The organism is Sutterella sp. KLE1602 (genome assembly GCF_001578585.1).
Taxonomy (GTDB): domain Bacteria; phylum Pseudomonadota; class Gammaproteobacteria; order Burkholderiales; family Burkholderiaceae_F; genus Sutterella; species Sutterella wadsworthensis_A.
On the sequence record NZ_KQ968578.1, the window covers coordinates 29463 to 33244 of the forward strand.

Sequence of the window (3782 nt, forward strand, 5' to 3'; positions counted from 1 at the left end):
GAACGGCGACGGCAGCGAGAGACTTCTTGAACATGATTTGTTTCCTCATTGAGTGCCGCGCATCGTCTTTTGTGATGCGTCGGCGGCCGGCAGACTTCTCACTGGAGACGCTGCCGAATTTAGAGCGGCTAAGTTGGTCCGAGCCGCATCTGGTCTTTGGTCCGCGAGGACCTGTGGACATTCTCCCAAAAACTTCTTCAATCTCCTAATGCGCTCCAGAGGACAAACAGACGAGGAAACATTGAAAATGCCTGTGGCTCTAGCCTTAAGGAGAAAAATAGGTGCTAACCCTCGCCACGTGACTTTCTCTCCGGAGTGTTGCATTCCTACAACAAACCGCCCTGTTTCCGAGAATTCGACACGTGGACAGCCTGTAGAACGAAATGTCGACTTCGCTCACTCAGGGGTCCGCGGAGGGACTTTTTCCTCGATTTTTCGCCCCAAATTCCTGCGAACGTCGACCCCGTTCGCCCGAGAAAAACACCCCGGCTCCTTGCGGAACCGGGGTGCTTGGTTCAGTCAGACTGACGTTCTATGCGAACAGGCAGTGATCAGAACTTGTGGACCATGCCGAGCATGACTTCGGACGTTTTGGTCTTCGTTTCGACGCCGGCCTTTTCGGTCTTGACCTGCGTGTAGCCGGCGGCCGTGTAGAGGTACGTGCGCTTGGAGAGCGGGTATTCGTAGCCGACGCCGGTGATGATGTTGTTGCCTTCGGTGGCACCCGTCTTCACGTCTTCGTAGTCGTTCCAGCCGAGCTGAACCTTCAGCGTGCCGCCGACGAGCGGAGCCGTGCCACCGACAACGAAGCCGTAGCCCTTGTTGAGGGCGGTCTTCTTGTTGTCGGCGGTCTTGTCTTCATCCTTGCCGCCATCGAAGTACTGGACGGCAACCATCGGCTTGACCATGCCGAAGTCATAGTTGGCAAAGGCAGACACGACGGTCTGATTGTCGTCGTTGGTCTGGTCCTTGAGTTCGGTACGGTTCCAGTCCGTCTGGCTGTAGACGAGGCCAGCGTTGAGAGCACCGGCACCGTACGTCACGCCGAGGGCGTAGTAGCGGTCGGCGTCGGAGGAGCCTTCTTCAGTCTTGATGGCATCGCCCTCTTCATTAACGTTGGACTTCTTAAGAGAAGCCTGAGCGAGAAGCGTCACACCGGCAAACTTCGGGGACTTGTAGGTGAGCGTGTTGTCCATGCGGTCGCCGAGACCGAGGAAGACCTTGCTGGTCTTCGCGATGTTGTCCCAACCCGTGCTCATGGCGGTGGCACCGGAGCCCATCTGACCGTAGCGGCCGACACCGGAATCAAGACCGCCCGTGCGGCCGGCGGAGAGTTCACCGTACGGCGTTTCGACGAACAGGATGGATTCGCGGTGGAAGAGGCGGGAGCCCTTGTCGAAAGCGCCGTCGTCAGCCTTGAAGCTGTTTTCAAGGTTGAAGCCAACCTTGTAGCCGTTGCCGAGATCTTCCGTGCCCTTCAGGCCGAAGCGAGAGCCGGAGTTCTGACCGGAACCCATGCCGAAGCTGTCGGTCGTGGTCGTGCCCTTGTCGACCTGCGTCCAGTTGAGACCGAGGTCAACGAGACCATAGAGCTGAACGTCGGCAGCGAGAGCAGAGCCGGCAAAGGCACCGAGAACGGCGACGGCAGCGAGAGACTTCTTGAACATTTGCATTTCCTCATTTTTTGGGTTCGCTCCGGGCCGGACCGGCCGGCCCGCGAGCGGCGACGGAAGCTTCCCGAGGGGCTCCGTCGAGATGGCGCGCACGCTTTTGCACTGCGCTTGCACCGTGGTCCGGTCTTTTCTCAAGACCTGTGAGGCATTTTTCCAGAGAACATTCAGGCCGTGTGAAACTTTTACTGTCGCATTAACGCGTCAAACGCGACGCATCGCGCGTCCTTCAGGCGCCTCGACCTAACTGTCTCTCATAAGTCATAAGGTGTCTCCTCTACTCCCAGTGTTGTTTCGGCACCACAAACAGCCTCCGGAAGCACTTTTTCCGGGCATTGAAGCCAGGCGAAGTCCGCCCCTGCGGCCTCATGAACGAAAAGCAAAGAACGCACGAATCCTGCACGCCGGAAAGCAGAAAACCGGCGCCCGCCGCAAGGCGGGGCCGGTTTTCCGGGATGAGAGGGCCGAGGTCGGGCTTCGGGCTACCAGTTGCCCGAAAGACCGATCACGAGGTTCGCGAAGATGTCGTAGAGCGTGACGAGGTAGCGCTCGTCGAAGTCGACGGCGGCATGCTCGTGCGAGGCCTCAAGGCCCGCGCCCACGAGGAAGTAGCCTGCGCGGCCGCCCTGGCTCTGCACGCGGCGAATCATCAGGGTGGCGTCGTCGGAGCCGTTGAGTGGCACCGAGGGACGGACCTCGCGCACGTAGCGCGCGCGGCGGGCGCAGACGGTGATCATCTGCACGATGCCGTCGTCGGGCACGAAGTCGACGGCCTCGCCCATGATCTTGTGGCTCATCTTGACGCCGAAGGCCATGGCGCAGCCCTGGGCGCGCGTGACGGCCTCGCGGGCGAGCTCGCGGTTGATCGCCTCGTTCTCGCCTCGGACCTCGACCTCCATGTCCGCATGGGCCGCGATCACGTTGCGGCCCTCGCCCGCATGGAGCGTGCCGACGTTGACGCGGGTCATGCCGTCGGAGTGGCGCGGCAGGGCCATGAGGATGAGCGCGGCGTCTGCAGCGGCCAGAAGCGCATTGCGACCGAGCTGGGGCTGCATGCCCGCGTGGGCCGGCACGCCCTCGAAGTGAAGATCGATCTTCGTGGTGCAGAGGAACTTCTCGGGAGCGGCCACGACGGTGCCCGCCTGAAGGTCGGTCGCGATGTGGGCGCACAGCAGCGTGTCCACGTCGTCGAGAAGACCCGACTGCACGATCGGATAGGCGCCGCGGGAGCCCTCTTCGCCCGGCTGGAAGATGAAGCGGATGCGGCCCGTCAGACGATCCCTGTTCGCCACGATGAAGCGGCCGAGCTCGAAGGCGACGGCCTGATGACCGTCATGGCCGCAGGCGTGCATGAGGCCGGGACGCTCGGAGGCGAAGCCTTCCTTGTAGGGAATGTGGTCGGGATCGACGGGTTCGTCCATCTTGAGGGCGTCGAGCTCGACGCGGAACGCAAGGGTCTTGCCCGGACGGCCCGTGTCGAACGTCGCGCACAGCCCCGTGAGGCCGCCCATGCGCTGCAGCAGGATGGGCGAGACGCCCGCGGCCTTCGCAAGGCGCTCGGACTCGCTCACCTCGGCGTCGGAGCGGCCGCGCACGTAGATGGGGTCGATGAACTCGCGCCCGACCATGACCTTGAAGCAGAGCGACGTGAAGAATTCGGCAGCGCGGGCGGTCGCGATGAATTCGGCCCAGCCCGTTTCGGGCGTCCTGTGGACCGTGCGCCTGCGAGCCACCAGGTCGGCCTCCCTGACGGGGTCGATCCAGTGCGGAATGGAGCCGGCGGGGGACGTCGGATCCGTCTGATCGTAAGTGGGTTGCATGTCAGTGTCTTGATGCTTTGGTCTGAGGCATGCCGATATGTTGTCTGCGGCTTCTCCTGCGTATTACTACGCAATCCGCATCTGAATTTGGGGTTGGCCGTCCGCTTTGCGGACGCCGGCATACCGCACAGGGAGTAGTGTACCCGCAAAAATACGGATGGTCTACTAAGACATTTCACCTAGAAGCTGAGTCGTTTTCCTTGCCGCCCCGTCTCTTTTCATCACCGTGAATCCTCCCCGCCCAATTATTAATTGGATGGGGCTTCCCTGCCTTTTACCAGCAAGGACTGCC

3 protein-coding genes are annotated in these 3782 nt (G+C 61.5%); 1 reads left to right on the forward strand and 2 read right to left on the reverse strand.

The genetic code is table 11. The annotated features are described in order from the left end of the window. Positions 1-209, forward strand: a 209-nt coding sequence (locus HMPREF3036_RS12370) for a hypothetical protein (protein ID WP_231853630.1), incomplete at its 5' end; no start/stop codon positions are given. 342 nt (positions 210-551) lie between these two features. Here HMPREF3036_RS12370 and HMPREF3036_RS10680 read toward each other — a convergent pair. Then, on the reverse strand, positions 552-1667 hold the full coding sequence (locus HMPREF3036_RS10680) for a porin (protein WP_062334352.1): 1116 nt from the start codon (positions 1665-1667) through the stop codon (positions 552-554). Between the two features lie 485 nt (positions 1668-2152). Beyond that, positions 2153-3490 carry an amidohydrolase gene (locus tag HMPREF3036_RS10685; RefSeq protein WP_062334357.1) on the reverse strand — a complete coding sequence of 446 codons (1338 nt, stop codon included), beginning with the start codon at positions 3488-3490 and terminating at the stop codon, positions 2153-2155. Between the last annotated feature and the right edge of the window lie 292 nt (positions 3491-3782).

Coding starts and splice junctions, on each gene's coding strand:
- HMPREF3036_RS10680 (WP_062334352.1), bottom strand. CDS start 1,667: ATGTTCAAGAAGTCTCTCGCTGCCGTCGCCGTTCTCGGTGCCTTTGCC.
- HMPREF3036_RS10685 (WP_062334357.1), bottom strand. CDS start 3,490: ATGCAACCCACTTACGATCAGACGGATCCGACGTCCCCCGCCGGCTCC.